The 18,055-nt window shown below is 45.0% G+C and carries 13 protein-coding genes; all 13 read right to left on the reverse strand.

Translation table 11 applies throughout. The annotated features are described in order from the left end of the window. Nucleotides 1-135 precede the first annotated feature (135 nt). Nucleotides 136-2,100 carry an AMP-dependent synthetase/ligase gene (locus tag B2089_RS03625; protein WP_296325779.1) on the reverse strand — a complete coding sequence of 655 codons (1,965 nt, stop codon included), beginning with the start codon at nucleotides 2,098-2,100 and terminating at the stop codon, nucleotides 136-138. A gap of 55 nt (nucleotides 2,101-2,155) precedes the next feature. After that, a complete protein-coding gene (locus tag B2089_RS03630) occupies nucleotides 2,156-2,770 on the reverse strand; it encodes a hypothetical protein (protein ID WP_414717858.1) in 615 nt (204 codons plus the stop codon). Nucleotides 2,771-3,011: 241 nt separating this feature from the next. Next, on the reverse strand, nucleotides 3,012-5,732 hold the full coding sequence (locus B2089_RS03635) for a valine--tRNA ligase (RefSeq protein WP_296325773.1): 2,721 nt from the start codon (nucleotides 5,730-5,732) through the stop codon (nucleotides 3,012-3,014). A 148-nt stretch (nucleotides 5,733-5,880) separates the two neighbouring features. Further along, nucleotides 5,881-6,195: a Trp family transcriptional regulator gene (locus tag B2089_RS03640; protein ID WP_296325771.1), complete on the reverse strand. Its 315-nt coding sequence runs from the start codon at nucleotides 6,193-6,195 to the stop codon at nucleotides 5,881-5,883. A gap of 15 nt (nucleotides 6,196-6,210) precedes the next feature. Next, the gene (locus B2089_RS03645) at nucleotides 6,211-8,490 is read right to left on the reverse strand and encodes an EAL domain-containing protein (protein ID WP_296325769.1); all 2,280 of its coding nucleotides are present in this window, start codon (nucleotides 8,488-8,490) and stop codon (nucleotides 6,211-6,213) included. Nucleotides 8,491-8,685: 195 nt separating this feature from the next. Further along, nucleotides 8,686-9,951 (reverse strand): argininosuccinate synthase, encoded by a 1,266-nt coding sequence (locus tag B2089_RS03650; RefSeq protein ID WP_296325767.1) that lies wholly within the window; start codon nucleotides 9,949-9,951, stop codon nucleotides 8,686-8,688. A gap of 84 nt (nucleotides 9,952-10,035) precedes the next feature. Next, complete coding sequence (locus tag B2089_RS03655; RefSeq protein WP_296325765.1) at nucleotides 10,036-10,185, reverse strand: hypothetical protein; 150 nt, start codon at nucleotides 10,183-10,185, stop codon at nucleotides 10,036-10,038. 143 nt (nucleotides 10,186-10,328) lie between these two features. Further along, a complete protein-coding gene (locus tag B2089_RS03660; RefSeq protein WP_296325762.1) occupies nucleotides 10,329-11,096 on the reverse strand; it encodes a hypothetical protein in 768 nt (255 codons plus the stop codon). A gap of 103 nt (nucleotides 11,097-11,199) precedes the next feature. Next, entirely contained in the window at nucleotides 11,200-13,827 is a 2,628-nt protein-coding gene (adhE, locus tag B2089_RS03665; RefSeq protein ID WP_296325760.1) for a bifunctional acetaldehyde-CoA/alcohol dehydrogenase, read from the reverse strand. A 197-nt stretch (nucleotides 13,828-14,024) separates the two neighbouring features. Beyond that, entirely contained in the window at nucleotides 14,025-14,765 is a 741-nt protein-coding gene (locus B2089_RS03670; RefSeq protein WP_296325758.1) for a C40 family peptidase, read from the reverse strand. A gap of 428 nt (nucleotides 14,766-15,193) precedes the next feature. Next, nucleotides 15,194-16,126, reverse strand: a complete 933-nt coding sequence (locus B2089_RS03675) for a M28 family peptidase (RefSeq protein ID WP_296325756.1) — start codon at nucleotides 16,124-16,126, stop codon at nucleotides 15,194-15,196. Between the two features lie 52 nt (nucleotides 16,127-16,178). Next, nucleotides 16,179-17,339, reverse strand: coding sequence for a molecular chaperone DnaJ (dnaJ, locus tag B2089_RS03680; RefSeq protein WP_296325754.1), 1,161 nt, complete (start codon nucleotides 17,337-17,339; stop codon nucleotides 16,179-16,181). A 182-nt stretch (nucleotides 17,340-17,521) separates the two neighbouring features. Beyond that, the coding region (locus B2089_RS03685) for an Hsp70 family protein (RefSeq protein WP_296685959.1) at nucleotides 17,522-18,055 on the reverse strand (534 nt) is incomplete at its 5' end.

Here is an 18,055-nt window from a genome sequence, read left to right on the forward strand (position 1 = left end):
AAACCGTTAATAGCAACTTTTACTGCCATTTTTTATCTCCTAAAAATAAAGATTCAAATTTGTTAGTATTAAGATAATAAATTTTCTAAAAATAGTCTATATTATTTAAGGGGAAAGTCTTCCCCTTCGCGCCCATTACTCAAAAAGCGAATTTATTTCATTCTTGTAAATCTCCGCGATTTTGTAGCGCATCATCTCAAGTTTCGCTGAAAGCTCAACGCCTGCCTCAAATGATTTTGGAATCAGGGTGAATTTGTAAATCTTCTCGCAAAGCCTGAATCCGTTGGCGCTGGTGATGATTTCCCCGATAATCTTTTCAAAAAGCGAGTGAATTTTCTCTTCTTTTAAAAGAGCCTCGTAATCATCACAGGGAATTCCATTTTCAGCAGCATAAGAAAGAAGAGCATCCTTACTGGGCACGATGAGGGCACCAAGGTATTTTTTGTCCTGCCCGACCACCATGACGCTCTCGATAAAGTCGCTTGCCAAAAGAGCACCCTCAATCACGCTGGGTTCAATATTCTCGCCGTCAAGGAGAACTATTGTATCTTTTGCCCGCCCCGTAATCTTGATTTCGTTGTCGTGGGTCATGATTCCAAGGTCGCCGGTATTAAGCCATCCGTCTTTATCAAGGACTTTTTCGGTCAAATCAGGCCGCTTGTAATAGCCCTTCATGACTTGAGGAGAACGAACAACAATCAAGCCCTGCTTTCCAGGCCCGATATGATCCATGCTCTTAATCACGCCATGTTCTTCTTCCACAATCCTGAGCTCAAATGTGGGGAAAACCACGCCCACAACGCCCGGACGGGGATGACGGTAATCACGGAAAGAAACGACAGGAGCCGTCTCACTCATGCCGTAGCCTTCAAGAAGATTCAAGCCAATGGCACGGTAGAAATTATCCACATCCTTTTGAAGGGCACCACCGCCAGAAATTGCGATTGAAATGCGACCGCCGAACTTAGAGCGGATTTTCTTAAAGACCAAAGCGTCTCCCAGCTTGTGAAGCGGCCAAAGCAAAATCCAGGGGATAAAGCCTATAACCGAATCAAGAAGCCGACATCTTTTTTTCACCTTGATTTGTGGCAGATTTCCGAAAACATAATCCCGCATGAGAGCATAGGCTGAGCCAACTTTTATGAAGAAAGTGAACAATTTGAGGGTGATGCCGCCGGTCTTTTTCATGGCACGGTTTACGCCAGAAGCCAGAGCCTCCCACAAGCGGGGAACGCCGCAAATCCACTGGGGCCGGATAGCAGCCATGTCCGGAAGGAGAATAGGGGCTGCAGGTTTTGAATAGGCCAGTCCGCACTTCATGTGAACCGCCACATACTGAATAAGACGCTCAAAGACATGCCAGACCGGAAGAATTGTCATCCACCAGTCGCCTTCCTTACAATTGATGAAGTCATGAATCACCGAAAGCTGGGAAATGTAATTGTTATGGGTAAGCATTACGCCCTTGGGAGTGCCCGTCGTTCCCGATGTAAAAATCATGGTCGCCACATCGTCGGGATTGGTCTTTTCCATTTCGTCTTCGATTTCTTTTTTCTTTTCGTCGGGATTTTCGGAGACGATTTTCCGCCCATTTTCAAGCAAGTCATCAAAGTAATAGAGGGAAAGCCCCGCATCCTTCGCGCGATTTTCATTCTCCTCGCTCATTTTGTCAAAGAGAATTACGGTTTTTAAAAGAGGAACTTCTTCCCGTTTTTCAAGGATTTTACAAAGCTGCCGCTCATTTTCAAAAAATCCGAAAGCACAGTCAGCATAACTCGTGATGAAACGCATTTCCGTTCCCATAGAGTCACAGCCGCGGGGAACATCAGCCGCTCCGAGACAAAGAATAGCGTAGTCCGTAATGAACCACTCCCGGCGGTTGTCACTCATAAGGGCGATATTGTCTCCCCTCTTTACGCCGATTGAGCGCAGGGCATGGGCAAAAGCAATCACCGATTCATAGAAATTCTGGTAAGTGTAATATTGAAAGACTCCGTCCTTATCCTTTGAAGCCTGAAGATAAACATTAGGACACTGTGAGTCCCGCTCTTTGAGCAAAAGGGGAAGATTTTTTGGAAGCGTGCGTTTTGTAAATTTCATATAGAAGAAATTATCGCACAGGAAGAGAAATTTGGCAAATTTTTAGAAGAATGAATTATTTTTTGTCGCTGGAAGAGTCTTTGTGGCGGTTGTCGAAATATCCGCCGTCTTCAAGATAGCGCCGCCGCGTTCGGATAAGGTCAATGAGCTCGTGATACATATTGTAGTCGATTTCAAGAGCCATAGGAAGAAGGAAAAATTCGGTCTCGTCACAGTATCGCTCGATGAATTTTGGGTCAGTGACAAAGCCCAAGGAAATCATATTTGAGATTCGGTCAGCGCATTTGAGGATTTTTGCCTTCTGGCTTCCGTTGTTGATGATACGGCGAAGGAACTGCCTCTTGTCCTCGTCTTCCCGCCTAGTCACTTCAAGCACCAGGTCAAGAACTTCCTTTCCCTCTGAATCCGCGTTGATAATCTCATTACGGTCAAAATCAGGAATATCCTCAACGGTGTCGTGAACCAGGGATGCTTTAAGCAAAACAGAGTCGATATAGCCATAGTCGATGAGAATTCCCAGCGTATCAATCTGATGACGGAACATATTTCCGCCCGCATGACGGCTTTTCCCGATTAAACCGGTTGAAAGCTGCATGTAAGGCGCAAGGATTATATGCTTGAGCTGCTGCATGTGTTCCTTGTCCATCTGCTCAGGTTTTTCGGTCTTCATCTCATACTTATAAGCCATACACTCCTCCTGTCAAACTGAAAATTGAAAGTTGAAAGTTGAAAATTTGGGTAGGGGAAGTCTCCCCCTCGGCTTCAATTCGTCGTTTTCGCTCCTCATTTACGCCTACCCCCTCTCCTAAGGGGCAAGCCCCTTAACATCCCCGGTAAATCACTTGCACTTCTGGCATAGTCTTCACCGAGACTCGCCCCAAGTTTTCAGTTTTCCGTTTTCAACTTTCCATTTATTTTAAAGCCTCGATATATGTACCCAGTTTTTCGATGCGGCGCTTGGTTTCGGCCAGTTTGTCCCGCTCAGCCTGAACGACTTCAGCCGGGGCATGTTCGGCGAATTTTCCGTTCAACTTGGCTTCGGTTCGCTCGGCATCTTTCTTGTCCTTTTCCAAATCTTTCTGGAAGTGGAGAAGAAGCTGGTCTTTGTTGATGTTCTCGTCAAGAATGATGAAGGCCTCAAAGCCAGTTCCCACAGTTCCGATTGACTTACCTGGTTTTGACTCGACGAACTCAACCTTTGAAAGGCCTGCCAGAAGCTGAATCATGTCAACCTTTTCTCGGCAGACCTCCGCAGCAGAGCCTTTTTCGATTAAGACAGCAAGATTGATTTTATCAGCAGGATTTACGCCGCACTCGTTACGCAATCCTCGGACAGAGCGAATCAAATCCTGCAGGACAGCAAAGCGGGTGATGATTTTCTGGTCAGCCCTGCTTTCGCTGAAGTCTGGATAGGGAGCGGTGACAAGAAGGTCAGAATATGTCTCGTTAGACATGATTTTCTGCTCACCGGCCTTCTTTCGGTTTTCGATGATTTCTGCCAGAGGCAATTTTGAGTAAATCTCTTCGGTAACGAAAGGAATAAAGGGATGCAGGAGGCGCAATGACTCTTCAAGAACATTCAAAAGGACTGAGACAGCTCGGTCTTTTTCGTGGTCGTCGCCGTGCCAGAATGAGAGTTTTGTTGCCTCTACATACCAGTCACAGAAATTGTTCCAGAAATATTCATAGACAGTGCTTGCGGCGTCGTTGTAGCGGTATGAGTCAAGGGCATCGCGGGCATTTTTTGCCGCATTGTTGAGGGCTGTGAAAATCCACTTGTCAAGTTCGTTAAGGTCGCTGTCCTTTACAGGAACAAGATTTCTTCCCTCAAGATTTCCAAGAATGTAGCGGCTTGCATTCCATACTTTATTACAGAAACGGCTTCCCATTTTGAATGAGTCATTGTCAACAAGAACATCCTGTCCCTGAGCCGCAAGGTATGAAAGGGTGAATTTAAGGGCGTCAGAGCCGTACTGCTCGATAACTTCCAGCGGGTCGATTCCGTTTCCCAGGGATTTTGACATTTTGCGTCCCTGCTTGTCGCGGACGAGACCATGGATGTAAATGTCGTGGAAAGGAGCCTTGCCTGTGAATTCAAGGCCTGCCATAATCATGCGGCTTACCCAGAAGAAAATGATGTCGTAAGCCGTAACAAGGGCTGTAGTCGGGTAGAATTTCTGCAAGTCAGCTGTGTTTTCAGGCCAGCCCAGGGTAGAGAAAGGCCAAAGCCAAGAAGAAAACCATGTATCCAACACATCAGGATCCTGCTTTACGTTCGTGCTGCCGCATTTCGGACATTTTGTAACATCCTCGCGGGAAACAATCGTTTCGCCGCACTCGCAGTACCAGGCAGGGATTCTGTGACCCCACCAAATCTGGCGGCTTACGCACCAGTCGCGGATATTTTCCATCCAGTGAGTGTATGTGTTTTCCCATTTTCGCGGGTAGAAGACGATTTCTCCGTCACGCCACGCTTTCAAGGCCTTTTCTGCCAGCGGCTTCATTTTGACGAACCACTGATAGCTTAAATACGGCTCCACAACGGTTTTACAGCGGTAGCAGTGGCCTACAGAGTGAGTCATTTTTTCCTCGCCCTTAAAAAGGCCTGCTTCGGTCAAATCCTCGATTACAAGTTTGCGGGCTTTCTCGCAGGTAAGTCCACGGTATTTTTCGGGAACATTTTCGTTCAATGTGCCGTCCGGGTTCAAAAGATTGATAACTTCAAGGTTGTGACGCAAGCCCACTTCCCAGTCGTTTGGGTCATGTGCAGGTGTGATTTTTACCATACCGGTTCCGAATTCTTTATCAACATAGCTGTCGGCGATAATGGGGATTTCTTTACCGGTGAGTGGAAGTTTGAGCATTTTGCCAACCAGGCCCTTGTATCGCTCATCATCAGGATTTACCGCAACGGCCGTGTCACCAAAGAAAGTTTCAGGTCGGGTTGTGGCAACTTCGATTTTGCCGCTTCCGTCAGCATATTCGTAGTAGAGGTGGTACATTGCGCCCTGAGTGTCAACATGGTCAACTTCATCGTCGGCAAGGGCGGTTCCGCAACGCGGACACCAGTTTACAAGACGCTGTCCTTTGTACATAAGTCCGCGCTCATAGAGAGTGACGAAAACATCGCGGACAGCCTTTGAAAGCCCCTCGTCGTAAGTGAACCGCTCGCGGCCCCAGTCTACTGAGTTTCCAAGTTTTTTCTGCTGTTTTACGATTGTGTCGTGGTGGTCATGGGTGACTTCCCAAGTGCGTTCAATGAACTTTTCACGGCCAAGGTCGTTTCGGGTCTTTCCTTCTTTTTTGAGGGCGCGCTCAACGACATTCTGGGTTGCAATTCCCGCGTGGTCAGTTCCCGGAATCCAGAGAGTATCATCGCCCTTCATGCGGTGATAGCGGACTACGATGTCCTGCAAAGTGTTGTTGAGGCCGTGCCCCATGTGAAGGACGCCAGTGACATTTGGCGGCGGAATGACGACAGTATATTTGATATTTGTTGATTTTCGCTGATTGTGGACGGGTGAAGACTCATCGCTTGAAGGCTTGAAGTAGCCCTTCTCCACCCACTGACCGTAAATGCGGTCTTCAAAATCTTTAGGATTGTAAGCTTTTTCCAATTCAATAGCGTGCATATACACAGACCTCGTAAAATCTCGTAAAAAATTTGAGGTCTATTATAGTGAATTAAGAGTCTTTCTTCAATGTGAATTTTGACGCGGATACACGCAGATTATTTTTTTATACTACTATCCGCCTTCATCTGTGTGCATCTGCGTCTCATTATAAAGAATCGGCGTAGTCCAGAAGTTTGCGGAAGGCGGAGTCGCTTTTTTTAAGCTCACGGGAACCGCGGGTGATTTTGCAGAGAGAGATATGGAATTTTTTTGCGATTTCCCGCTGAGTCGTGCCCTTGTCGATTTCACGGACCAAGAGCCAGCGTTTTGCAAAGTCATTCAGTTCTGCGGGCGTAAAGAGACAGCCGAAAAAATCATATATAAATGAAGAATCCTTGCTTTGTGAGAGAAGAGCGCACATTTCCTTGAGCGCGTTTTCGAGGTCAGCAGATGTAAGTTCTGAAGTAGTAGTCTCGTTCATATTCTATTCCTTATTTTATTTTAAGTATTTTTCTTCAAAATCTGCAACTGGAATCGGGCGGGAGAAATAGAATCCCTGGAAGAGATCGCAGCCGGCTTTTGAGAGAAAATCCACCTGATGCAGTGATTCAACGCCCTCGGTAACGACTTTCATGCCTAAATCTTTTGCAAGCTGAATAATCTTCTCAAGAATTAAATGGCTTTTTTCGTCATTTTTTGACTTTTGCAGGAAAACCATATCGATTTTAAGGACATCCACGCAAATATCCTTGAGCATATTGAGAGAAGAGTATCCGCTTCCAAAATCGTCCATTTCAATGATAAATCCAGCTTTTCTCAGCCGATCCAAAAGAGACATCTGTTTTTCCAAATCCATGATAAATGCCGTCTCGGTGATTTCCAGATTAAGATTTGCCGGCGAAATATCATATTTTTTTACCAATTCAGTGAAAGTCCCGTACAAGTCCAACATAAAGAAATCTTTTGCTGAAATATTCACAGAAATTGTAAGATCCGTTCGCCCTATTTTCTTCCATTCTGCAAGTTTACGGCAAGCACAATCCCAAATATAGCGATCCACATCGGAAATGATATTAATTTTTTCGATAATTTGAATAAATTCCGCCGGTGGAATCACACCTCGGCTTGGATGATGCCAACGAACAAGCGCTTCCGCCCCCATTGTTCTGCCATCTTTGGTAACTTGAGGCTGAAGATACATCTGCACCTGTCCTGCTTTCAACGCCAGAGGAAGTTCATTCATCAACATCTGCATTTTAAGTACTTCAAGGCGAAGTTTATCGTCATAGTAAGCACAGGATGTTTTGTAGTCATTCTTAATAGTACGAAGAGCAAGAAAAGCACGGTCACACATTACCGAAACAGGGAGAGAAAGGTCGTCAACTTCATAGATACCCATGTGCCCGACAATCGTGTAAGAGAAGTTATTCATGTACTTTACGCTGTTCTTAAAAGCTTCTATATATGCTTCTTCGTCAAAATGCCGTTTGGGAACCAGCATAACAAAGTGATCGTTGTAGAGTCTGCCGTAAATATCATCGGGTGCAGCATTTTGCCTGATACTGTCAGCAAGTCGCGATAAAATCATGTCGCCGAAAGGTTTTCCGTGCAAGTCGTTAATCAATTTAAAATTCACAATATCGGTGATAATCAAATAGTAAGGAGTAAAGCGGTCAAATTGAAGACGATGCTCAACTTTCTCAAAGAAATACTCCTGATTAAAAAGCCCGGTAAGCCGGTCGCGAGTCCTAAGCATTTTTTCTTCATGAATTTGATTTTTGGAATCAGTGATATCGATGATGAAAAAATAATGCCCTAAAGTAAAATTCTCTTCCCTGATAAAAAAATCGGAGATTTGAAGGACACGCCGTTCATTATCAGAATGAAAATCCATTTCAGCCGTAAAAACCGAATCCGTTTCTATGCTCGACGACCTTTTCTGTTCGACAAAATCAAAAATCAAATCTTGCCGCAAGATTTCGTCTTCATCACACTTAAAAAGTTTTTTTACAAAAGAATTCACATAAATACAATTTTCGTCATTATCGAATAAAATAATTCCATTTGGATAATTATCTGCAATAAGTCCCAGCGTTTTTTGAATAAGCCGTTTAGGAAGAGTCTTCGTAAGAACAAAATATGTACTGATAAAGCACGCGGCATACACAAGAATAGACAGATTAAGGGGAAAATTTACCAGAACATAAATAATATTCGAGGCGATAATAAGCAGCAAGGAAACAAGCAATGTATAATATTTTACCCTAAACGAAGCAGGCTCCTTTAATGTGTGGCGGAAGACCAACAAAAAACTTGAGACAAGAAGCGCATATCCGAAAAAGCCATGAATATAGAAAAATCCTGATGGAAGATAGCGAAGATAAAAGTCGTGCCCCCAGCGAATATAGTAAATCGAAAACATAAAGGGCAGAAAAATATTCGCAAAAAGCGCAATGTTATCGATTATGGTAAGTGGCAGGACTAAATAATTATATAATTTACGGGTTTTTCTGCCGCCTGAATAATGGACGCAAAAAGAGAAAATAGACGCAGATATCCAAGTTGCATTCGCAAAATAAAAAGAATATGCAATAAGCGAAATCCTTTCGTTCTGGGTCAGAATAATAATGATATGCAAAATGATAGAAATTCCCGCGGGGAGCAAAATATTGAACATGCGCAGAGAAAGAAGATTATTTTTTTTGTAGAGGCTTTTTATGCCAAACGGAAAAAAAGCCAGCAAAAGCCCCATTAAAATAAGAAAAAATACTTTCATTAATAAAATTATTATACCATAAATCTTATAAAATGAAACATTGAAAATAAAAAAAAATCCCCGCACTATTGATGTGCAGGGAATCAAAATTCATCAAAAAGCCCGCAAGGATGCGGGTTTGATGCCAGGAGAGAATTTTCTGAAAGAAAATTCTCGTGCGAATCCGAAAATCCAAGGATGGATTTTCGGTTCGAATTATTCAGTTGGGCGTTTCTTCAAGTTTTTGCTTTCAGCGATTGCCCTTCCCTCGCCTACTTTCTGCTCCATCATTGCGCGGACTTTGAGAGGAAGTCCGAAGAGTGTGATGAAGCCCTGAGCGTCCTTGTGGTTGTAAAGCTCGCCTGTGGTGAACGAAGCAATGTCTTCGTTGTAGAGGCTGTATTTTGAGCCGCTTCCTGCAGCGCGAATCTGACCTTTAACCAGCTTGACTTTTGTCCAGCCAGTGACAGTTTCCTGAGTTGAGTCAACGAAAGCCATGAGAGCGTCATAGAGAGGAGTGAATACCTTTCCGTCGTAGATGAGTTCTGCGAGGCGCAAAGAAACCTGCTGCTTGTAGTGGTAGGTATCGCGGTCAAGGCAGATGTGATCCATCATGCGGTGAGCAAAATAAAGGATTGCTCCACCCGGTGTCTCGTAAACGCCGCGAGATTTCATGCCGACGCAACGGTTCTCGCAGATGTCAACCAAGCCGACGCCGTTCTTTCCGCCGATTTTGTTGAGCTCAAGCATAAGCTCAAGGCCGTTCATTTTTTTGCCGTTGAGAGAAACAGGGATACCCTTTTCCCATTCGATTGTAACATACTCGCCGTCCTCAGGAGCTTTCTCTGGAACGACAGTGTTTTTGAGCATGTGAGGATAGTTAGGCTCGTTCTCTGTTTTTTCAAGCTCAAGGCCCTCGTGAGAAATGTGCCAGATGTTCTCGTCGCGTGAATAAGACTGGTCCTTTTTCATTGGAACTTCTAGTCCTCGGTCTTCAAGGAATTTAATCTCAGCATCGCGGCTATCCATGTTCCATTTGTCATCGCGCCAGGCGGCGATTACCCGCAAGTCCGGGGCAAAAGCCTTGATTGCAAGCTCAAAGCGAACCTGGTCATTTCCCTTACCAGTAGCACCGTGACAGATTGCGACGGCACCTTCCTGACGAGCGTACTCAACGAGGATTTTTCCGATGAGAGGGCGGGCTGTTGAAGTGCCCAAAAGATATTCGTCTTCGTAGACGGCATTGGCTTTGAGGGCCGGCCAAATGTATTCTTCGATGTATTCCTGTCGTGCGTCAACGACATAGCAGGCAGAAGCGCCAGTTTTGAGGGCGCGGCCTTTGATTGCTTCCCAGTCATCGCCCTGACCGACATCGATACAGACAGCGATAACATCATAATCATAATTTTCTTTGAGCCAGGGGATAATGACTGTTGTGTCCAATCCACCAGAATAAGCAAGAACAACTTTCTCTTTTGCCATGATATGCCTCGATTTACAAGAAATTTCGGTAAAACCGTATATTTATGCAAAAAGAATAGCGTTTATTTAAATAATATGCAAGTATTATGCAAAAAGGACTTCGGGGGCACAGGCCAGAAGCTTTTCTTTTGGAATCGTGTTGAAGATTTTGACCAAATCCGCGTCCAGCTGACTTTCTGCCACATCGTTGATGATTTTCATCGCAGTCTCGTGGTGATACAAAATCCAGGGCATGATATTTTCAAACTCAATGAAAAGCGGATATAACGAGCAATATTTGTGACCATTATGAGAACACCGCAAGCAATCATTGAGTAGATGAAGAAAGTCATGAATAAAATTATAACACAGAAAGCGTAACATTGATTGCAAAAAGACTATTTAAAGATTTCGTTTTTGTGAATCCGCCCCAGCTCATGCGCCGCTTCCAGGATTGTAAAATCAGCGTGACTTTTCATAAAATTATTCAAATCGATGGAAAAACGGTTCATGGAAAAGTGCTGGAAGACAAAAACCTTCTCCCAAGCCTGACTCTCGCCGTAAGATTTTTTCAGCTCGTCCCTGTATTCAAGGAAAAGCCCCTTCCCTTTAAGCTCGGCATAGCCGACAAGCCATACTTCCGGCGCGATTCCGCCTTCACTGGCCGCGGCACACAAATCTTTATGGAGCTGAGCCGTTTTTTGCGCCATGTAAATCTGGCTTTCCGAGATGATTTTTGCGATTTTCTCGCCGCCATTTTTCAGAAGATATTTGAGATGATTTGTTTTCGCCGTGTGAAGCGGAGTTTTGTTCAAGATAATGGCGTTTTTGCGGAAGTCGGTCTGAAATTCAGGATTTTTCAGAAAGAAACCGGCGGCAATCTTTCCGCTCTGCCCCACAAGATACTTTTGATTGTAAGAGCGTTGCTCGTCTTTTCCGGGGTTGTCGCCGATTACAATCAGGCGGATTTCGCTTTCCTGAGTGATTTCATCAAGGGCGGTGTTGTAAACCACGGGGGTTTCAATGGGGTATTCAGGCGTGTCCTTTAATCGGGCTGCAACCTGCAAGGGTTTTAAGTCTTCGCCGTAAGCAGAAGAAAGTTCATCGCAATAAGAGCGGAAAGAGCTTCGGAAATCAGAAAAAATCTTGAATTGGGATGGAGTCATGGGGATATTATAGAAAAAAAAGTGAAAATTGAAAACGGAAAAACGAAAAAACTCCGCCACCAATTCAGACGACGGAGTTTCCCTAATCAGAGTTTGCTTTACATTACTCTTTAGCCACAAACTCCTCTGTGTAGTAAGCGTCTGTGAGAATCTTTTTCATGTCCTCAACGAGCGGTACTCGCGGGTTGACCGGTGAACACTGGTCTTCGTATGCGAGGTAAGCAAGTTTCTCGACATTTGCAAGATACTCTTTTTCATCCAGTCCCTGCCCCTTGAAGTTCATGACGATTCCAAGGCGTTTTCCAAGCTCGCCACAAGCCTTAGCGTAGCTCTCTACGCCCTCTTCCACTGTTTTTGCAGGGAGACCTAGCATTCGGGCAAGCTCGCAGTAGCGCTCAGCTGCCTTGTAGTAGTTGTATTTCGGCCATGTAGAGAGCTTATCCGGCTGAGTTCCGTTGTAGCGGATTGTGAAAGGAAGGAGGATTGCATTTGCACGACCGTGGGGAACGTGGAACTCACCGCCGATTTTGTGAGCCATAGAGTGGTTCATGCCCAGGAAGGCATTTGCGAAAGCCATACCTGCAAGACAAGAAGCGTTGTGCATCTTCTCTTTTGCCTCAACATCTGCTGCCCCGTTGTTGTAGCTTCGCTCAAGGTACTTGAATACCATCTTGATTGCCTGAATACAGAGACCGTCCGTGTAGTCATTTGCCATTGTTGAGACATAAGCCTCAGTTGCGTGGGTGAGAACATCCATACCTGTGTCGGCAACGATTTTCTTTGGCAGGCTGTAAGTGAATGTCGGGTCAACGATAGCAATTGTCGGAGTGAGTGAGTAATCAGCGAGAGGATATTTTTTGTGCTCCTCTTTGTCCGTGATAACTGCGAACGGAGTAACCTCTGAGCCAGTTCCTGAAGTTGTCGGGATACAAACAAGCTGAGCCTTTTTGCCCAAGTCCGGGTAGCGGAAGGCACGCTTACGGATATCCATGAATTTCTGTTTGAGGTCGTTGAAGTCAACTTCCGGGTACTCGTAGAAGAGCCACATACCTTTTGCACAGTCCATTGAAGAGCCGCCGCCGAGGGCGATGATTGTGTCAGGAGCGAATGTGCGCATAAGCTCAACGCCTTCGCGGACAGTCTGGATTGAAGGATCCGGCTCGACATCACAGAAAAGCTGGTACTGAACAGGATCGCGGCGAAGCTTCAACTGGTCAGTGATTTTGTCAACGAAACCAAGCTCAACCATAGAGCGGTCTGTTACGATGATGACTTTGTGAACGCCCTTCATCTGATGAATATATTCGATTGAGTCACGCTCAAAGAAGATTTTTGACGGTACTTTAAACCACTGCATATTATTTCGTCTCCTACCCAGTTTTTTGATGTTCAAAAGATTGACTGCGCTTACATTGTCGTCAGTTGAGTTGTGTCCGTAAGAACCGCAGCCCAGGGTGAGAGAAGGAATGAATGCGTTGTAGACATTACCAATACCGCCGAATGTTGACGGAGAATTCCAGATTACGCGGATAGCAGGAACGAGGTCTCCGAATTTCTCAGCAAGAGCCTTGTCCTTTGTGTGGATTGCAGCCGAGTGACCGAGACCACCGAATTCAAGGAACTGTTTTGCTTTTTTGAGACCGTCTTCTGTTGAAGAAGCCTTGAGGACTGCCAGAACAGGAGAAAGCTTTTCACGAGTGAGAGGCTCGTTGATTCCGACTTCCTTACACTCAACCAGAATGATGCTTGTGCGCTCAGGGATGTCAAAACCAGCGTTCTTAGCGAGAACGACAGGATTCATGCCAGGAACAGCGGCATTAAGTTTAGCGACAGTCGGGTCTCCGTCAACGCCGAACATGTATTTCTCAAGCATTTTCTTTTCGGCATCATTACACATGTAGGCGCGATACTCTTTGAAAGTCTTGATTGCCTCGTTGTAGATTTCTTTGTCGATGATAGCTCCCTGCTCAGAAGCACAAATCATGCCGTTATCGAATGCCTTTGACATAACGATATCGTTGATAGCCTGCTTCAAGTCGCAAGATTTTTCGACATAGGCAGGAACATTGCCCGCACCAACGCCGAGAGCCGGTTTACCCTGAGAATAAGCGGCACGAACCATTGCGTTACCACCGGTTGCAAGAATTGTAGCTACTCCCGGATGACCAATAAGAAGATTTGTTTTTTCGAGAGAAGGCTCAACAATCCACTGAATACAATCTTTTGGAGCGCCAGCGGCAACGGCAGCATCATAAACGACCTTTGCGGCAGCGATAGAACACTTGATTGCGCTTGGGTGGAAAGAGAAGATGATAGGATTTCGAGTCTTGAGACAGATAAGAGACTTGAAAATCGCAGTTGAAGTCGGGTTTGTGACAGGAGTAAGACCTGCGACAACGCCAACCGGCTCAGCGATTTTTACGATACCAGTGACATCATCATCCTCGACAACGCCGACCGTTTTAAGGTGACGCATGTGATTTACGACATATTCACAGGCAAAAAGGTTTTTTGTAGCTTTATCTTCAAAAACACCGCGTTTTGTTTCTTCGACTGCAAGTTTTGCAAGAGAGCCGTGGTGGTCAAGGGCAGCAACACTGGCTTTAGCGACGATGTAGTCAATCTTTTCCTGATCGTAGGAAGCATAAGCCTCCAGCGCTTTCTGAGCTTTTGAAACAAGCTCGTTGATTTCCTTCTGTGGTTCTGAAAGTTCTTTGTTTTCTTCAGCCATTTCGTTTTCTCCTATACAAGAAATATAAGATTATTTTAACACAAAAAAAGGACTTCTTCTATCATTCTTTTGTCATTTTTATAAAATCTTCGTGGAAAAATTTCAAAAAATTCTCCTGCAGATTCCACTGAATTTACGAAAACGATTTCGTAAACCTAGCGATATAATACATCAAAACTAAAGTCAATCATTAAAAACTACTCTATGAACTTTCCATAGCCGAAAAAATGTCTTTTCCAGTAAGGCTCACTTAAAGAACTGATTATCGTGCCCGAACGATATTTCGGCTCGCTTGCTGAATTAAAGAAAATCAAGTCGCCGGGAAGAACTTCATCACTGGGAATTTTTGTCGAAGAGTTATACATAGCCTGTGCAGTCCGGGGAAGTTTTATTCCAAGACTTTCCCGTGCCGCATACTGAACGAGACCTGAGCAATCAAAACCAGTTTTTGGAGAAGCACCACCCGAAACATAAGGATAACCACATAAGTTATCAAGGCAATAGCTTATAAACTTTTGACGACGAGGAATCGCCGCATTTTCGTCCTCAATTTTTTTGATTTCAGATTTTTTGAGATTTTTTTCATCTTCGGCAAGCATAGGATTTTCTGAATCAGGCATTTCATGAAGCTCTCTCTCTTGAGATGCAGCTGAAACATCTTTACTCTTGTCCTTTTCTAAACCCAAAAAATCGCGGATTTCATTTTTTTTGCCGTCGATTGAATCTTTAGCATCTTTATTCAAATCCGAAAGATTTTTTTTCGTAGTATTATTAAATTCAAGGATTCTATCGTTTTTCTGCCGAATCAGTTCAAAAGTCTGATTGATATAAGCCTCCAAATCAATTGAAGAAGGCTCAACCGTAACATTGTAAAAATCCCCTTCACCGGCAGGCTCAACAGAGAAAATAGATTTTGATTGAGCAGCAAGTCCTGTCATGTTAGAAATCAATAATATTGAAAAAAATAACAAAAATGAAAAAAAATTACGCATAGAATACTGTACCCCAATAAAGTAAAATTGAAAATGGATAAAAATATGGAAATATTTTTTGCGCCAATCAACCGTCTGCCACCCTTTCGCAGCTTGCTAACGCGCGGTCGCTATGCGACTGGCTTCGCCACTGCTGCAGGTTGGGGCGGGCATTTGTTGATATAGAAGTGATTGTGTTACTTTTACAGCATTTGTCCGTCAAGGCATTTCGAACAATTCTTCGCTACCAATCCGGTAGATATTGCGTAAATAGTGGTGTCGCCTGTGACAGTGTATGGGAAAGTTTACTGCATTTCCTGATTAGAGACATAGAGGTGAAAGAACTTTCTTTTGGAACGGGCATCAGCAAAAATCACTGGCAAAGTCTTAAACCTTCATGCAAGCGTCTTTGCATTCGCTATCGCGGCGAGAATTTTCCTCATCAGCACATAGCTTTCCTGAGTGAGGCTTAAAAAATTGTCGTATTCGGTGTGAAAGAGCCGCCAGGTTTTGGGCATTTTTTCCTGATATTTGAATCGCTGGATTGAGAGGTCGGTCGCGTTCTTTGAGCCGTCCTCGATTTTGCAGTTCATGACGGCTTTTTCAAGGTTTTTGTCCGCCATGAGATTTTTATAATAGAAGGAAACTTCTTCTTTTGGGAGAAAAGTGATTGCCACGGCGGGAATTCCACAGGCGAGGAAACCCGCGTTGTCGCTGTAGGGCACGGGAAGGGTCATCCAGAAATTAGTCGCCGCCGCCGTGAGAAGATTTTGCGTGCGCTCGTAAAGACTCAGGAATTTCTTTTTGAACTGGGGATTAACTTTTGAGTCAAGACCTGCCCGCGCCAAGACCGCCACATCGCCCCGTCCGCAGGCATCAAAGACATAAACATCGTCGTTTGTAATTCCAAGTTTCCTGAAAAGCTCGGCAAGGGCAAAAGCCCCCTGACTTGAAACGCCAGCCTCCCCCAACTCCTCGCCGTCGGTAAAAAAAATGCGGATATTGTGGGCTTGCTTGGATTTGTAAAGCTCGGCTGCAAAGTCTGCAAGGACAAAATTGGCAAAGGAATTGTCGTTGGCTCCGGGGCTACCCGAAACCCTGTCATAATGGGAAATTATGGTCTTGATTTTGAACATGGGATTGTAGGCCGAAGAGGGAAAATTGACATAAAGGTGATTTTTTCCGTCAAGGGGAAGGACCGAAGAGTCCACACCCCAGTCAGAAAGATAGCCCTGTAAAAAAGAAAGCCGGTCGCAATCCTGGGCGATGTATTTTTGAAAAGAAAATGAATCAAATTTAACATCGATGGAATCAGACTGGCTCTTCATAAAAAGATTATCGGCAACTTGAGATTCCGAAACGAGTTCGGAATGACAGTTTTTATCTGCTCAAAGAAGAGAGGGGCACGCAACTCGGTGAAGTCGTTGCGTTCTCGATTCGAGCAAATTCTTCCATGAGGCGTTTCTGCTCGCTCGTAAGATGTGTCGGAATCTGCACGATGATTTTCACATACAAATCACCTTTTCTGCCTTCTGCATAGGGAACTCCCTCGCCCTTGATTTTAAAGAGCTTGCCGTTGGTAGTTCCTGAAGGCAAGGCGAATTTGATTTTCTTTCCGTCAAGGGAAGTGATGTCCAATGTAACGCCCAAGGCCGCCTGAGCAAAAGTGACTGGAACGGCGCAATACAAATCCCGTCCGTCTCGCTCGAAATACTCGTGCTGCTCCACATGGAGAACTACAATCAAATCGCCTGCTGGTCCGCCGTTTGCTCCTACATCGCCCATTCGGGGAATTGCGATTCGCTTTCCGTCATCAACTCCAGCTGGAATCGTGAGTGACATTTTTTTGGTGACTGTCTCATATCCTGTTCCCCGACATTTTGAACATGGTTTGTCGATTTTTGTTCCGACTCCGCCACAAGCAGGACATGTCTGCTGAACGGCAAAAAAGCCCGCCTGCCGGCGAACCTGACCGCTTCCGCCACAGGTAGGACAAGGCTTTCGTTTTGCACCTTTTGCCCCGCCCGTGCCATGACATTCCGTACAAGCTTCGTTGTGCTGGAATTTTATCTCGGCCTTAGTGCCGTAAACTGCATCCTTAAAAGAAATGTTAAGGTCGTAACGAAGGCTCTGCCCCTGCTGCGGCTCATCAGGCCGGCTTCTTCGAGAACGGCTTCCACCGCCGAAAATATTTTCGAAGATGTCAGAAAATCCGCCAGCTCCGCCGCCCATGCCACCGAAGAGGTCTGAAAAGTCGTGGAAGGCGCGGGAATATTGAGCGCCACCGGCACCACCGCCCATGCCTCCCATTCCGTCGAGGCCGGCAAAACCATACTGGTCGTAGATTGGTCGTTTCTGGTCATCAGAAAGAACTTCGTAAGCCTCTGTTGCTTCCTTAAACTTTTCCTCCGCCTCTTTATTACCCGGATTTCGGTCAGGGTGATATTTGACGGCGAGTTTTCGGTAAGCCTTTTTAATCTCATCTTCCGTAGCGTTCTTCTGAATTCCTAAAACTTCGTAATAATCTCTTTTCCCAGCCATGATTTTGTTCCGTTTTCAAAAATTAACTTAAAAAAAATTGCCCTGCGGGTCCCAGCGACGAGAAAAAGTAAGGTCTCTCCCTATGAGGGTACCCCCTCACTTTTTCTCTGCGTCCCACAGGTCAATTTTTGAGCAATTTTCAGTCTTTGAAAACTGCCCAAAACTTTTCATTTCTAATTGAATTAGTCGTGCACTTCGTAGTCTACATCGTCGGCGCTGCCTTTGTCGAATTTGCTTCCGCCATTGGCATTGTCAGAGTTTCCTGCATTTGCTCCGGCATCAGCTCCAGCGGCACCTTCTGCTCCTGGCTGTGCGCCCTGAGCACCCTGCTGTTTGTATACTTCCTCAGCGATTTTGTATGAAGCGTTCTTGAGGGCTTCGGTCTTAGCCTTGATGTCCTCAGTGTCATTGCCTTCAAGAGCTTTTTTGAGGGCTGCCAAAGCGTCATCGATTGCCTGTTTGTCGGCATCCTTAACTTTGTCGCCAAGCTCTTTCATGCTCTTTTCTGTCTGATAAACAAGGCTGTCTGCTTCGTTCTTGACATCGATAGCTTCACGCTGTTTTTTATCTGCCTCTGCGTTTGCCTCAGCGTCTTTTACCATTCGGTTGATTTCTTCCTCGCTCAAGCCGCTTGAAGAAGTAATCTGGATGTGCTGCTCTTTTCCTGTTCCCAAGTCTTTTGCGCTAACATGAACGATACCGTTTGCATCGATATC

This window comes from Treponema sp. UBA3813 (assembly GCA_002368605.1).
Lineage (GTDB): Bacteria > Spirochaetota > Spirochaetia > Treponematales > Treponemataceae > Treponema_D.